The 1,926-nt window shown below is 67.2% G+C and carries 2 protein-coding genes; one reads left to right on the forward strand and one right to left on the reverse strand.

Features of this window, described 5'->3' with window-relative positions; all coding sequences use genetic code 11:
- Positions 1–81: 81 nt before the first annotated feature.
- Entirely contained in the window at positions 82–1,002 is a 921-nt protein-coding gene (locus JCM9942_RS14895) for an LpxL/LpxP family Kdo(2)-lipid IV(A) lauroyl/palmitoleoyl acyltransferase (RefSeq protein WP_054660620.1), read from the reverse strand.
- Between the two features lie 75 nt (positions 1,003–1,077).
- Here JCM9942_RS14895 and JCM9942_RS14900 point away from each other — a divergent pair.
- The coding region (locus tag JCM9942_RS14900; RefSeq protein WP_054660622.1) for a 3-deoxy-D-manno-octulosonic acid transferase at positions 1,078–1,926 on the forward strand (849 nt) is incomplete at its 3' end.

The raw sequence follows: 1,926 nt of genomic DNA on the forward strand, positions 1-1,926 counted from the left end.
CTGGCGGCCCTGTACGCCGGCGCGCTGCTGGCCGAAGAGCCGGGCGGCGCGCGCTGAGTGGTGACGCCCGCGGTGCGGGTGTCAGTCGTAGAAGTGGCTGCGGCCTTCGGGCTGGCGCTTGAAGCGGCGGTGGATCCACAGGTACTGGTCCGGTGCCTCGCGCACCATCTGCTCGATCGCGGCATTTACCCGCGCGGTGTCGGCGACCGGATCGTCGGTGGGGAAATCTGGCAACGGAGGCGCGATCTTCAGCACATAGCGGCCACCGACGCGGCGATGGAAGAACGGCACCACCGCGCAGCCGGTCATGCGCGCGAACTGGTGGGTCGCGGTGATGGTGGAGGCAGGCATGCCGAAGAACGGCACGAACACCGAATCCTTGCCGCGCATGTCCTGGTCGGGCGCGTACCAGAGAACTCCGCCCTTCTTCAGATGGCGCACGGTGGGGCGGATGTCTTCGTTGGCGAACATCGCGCAGGCGTACTTCAGCCGCCCGCTTTTGACCGCCCACTCCATCACCGGGTTGCGGTACCTGCGGTACATGCCGGCCAGCGGCACGTGATCACACAGCAGCCGGCCGCACATTTCCAAGGTCATGAAGTGCCCGGACACCAGCAGCACGCCGCGGCCTTGGGCCTGCAGGGCGCGCAGATGTTCCAGGCCTTCCATTTCCACCTTCGGGCGGATGACCTCGATGCTGCCCCACCAGGCCCGGGCGAACTCGAAAACCCCCACGCCCAGCGCATCGAAGCTGTCGCGCAGCAGGCGCTGGCGCCACGCCTGGTCCTGTTCGGGAAAGCACAGTTGAAGGTTCACTTCCGCCGCGCGGCGGCGGCTGCGGGCCAGGTGCAGGGCCAGCCAGCCGATGCCTCGACCCAGTGCGCGTTGCAGCGTCCATGGCAGGCGCGCGGCCAGCGCGGCGATACCCAGCCAGGCGAAGGTCGGCCAATGCCGGGGATCGCCCAGCGAAGGGCGGGTGGCGGTGGTGGGAGAATCGGACATGGGAGGATTCTAAGTGATGCATGACCCAACCGGTTTTGCCATGCGTTGCAGCGGCCGCTCCCGTATCCTTCCCGCATGCGCAAGGATCCCGTTGAAATATTGCTGCGCGGTCTGTATTCGGCCGTGTTGTATCTGTTGTTGCCGATCACGGTGTACCACCTGGTGTGGCGCGGGTTCCGGGTGCGCGAATACTTCAAGCGTTGGGACGAGCGCTATGCCTCGTATCCGGAAAGTGGCAGCGAGCCGCGGGTGTGGCTGCATGCGGTGTCCGTGGGTGAGGTGAACGCCGCCGCGCCGCTGGTCAACGCGCTGCGGCAGCAACGTCCGGATATCCGCTGGATCATCACCACGATCACCCCGACCGGTTCGCAGCGGGTGCGTGCGCTGTGGGGCGATGCGGTGGATCACGTCTATCTGCCGTATGACGTGCCGGGCAGTGTCGGGCGTTTTCTCGAGCACTTCCGGCCGAGTCTGGCGCTGATCCTGGAAACCGAGCTGTGGCCGAATCTGCTGTTCGGCTGCCGTGATCGCGGCATTCCCGTGTACATCCTCAACGCGCGCCTGTCGGCGCGCTCGCTGAAGGGCTATCGCCTGCTGCGGCCGCTGGTGGGGCGTGCATTGCGCACGGTGACCTGCGTGGCGGCACAATCGCAGGACGATGCCGGGCGTTTCATCGCGCTGGGGGCAATGCCGCAGCAGGTGCGCGCGCTGGGCAACCTGAAATTCGATATCCATCCGCCGGATCCGTCGGCGGTGCGGGCGGCGTTCGGCCGCCATGTACCGGCAGATCGACCGGTGTGGATCGCCGCCAGCACCCATGAAGGGGAAGAGCAGGCGGTGGTCGACATCCACACGCGTCTGCTGGCACGGCATCCGCAGGCGCTGCTCTTGTGGGCGCCGCGCCATCCGGAGCGGTTCGCCCGG

The sequence above is a fragment of the Stenotrophomonas pictorum JCM 9942 genome (genome assembly GCF_001310775.1).
GTDB lineage: Bacteria > Pseudomonadota > Gammaproteobacteria > Xanthomonadales > Xanthomonadaceae > Stenotrophomonas > Stenotrophomonas pictorum.

Excerpts from the sequence above, each read along its gene's own strand:
- JCM9942_RS14895 (WP_054660620.1), bottom strand. The coding sequence starts at position 1,002 with ATGTCCGATTCTCCCACCACCGCCACCCGCCCTTCGCTGGGCGATCCC.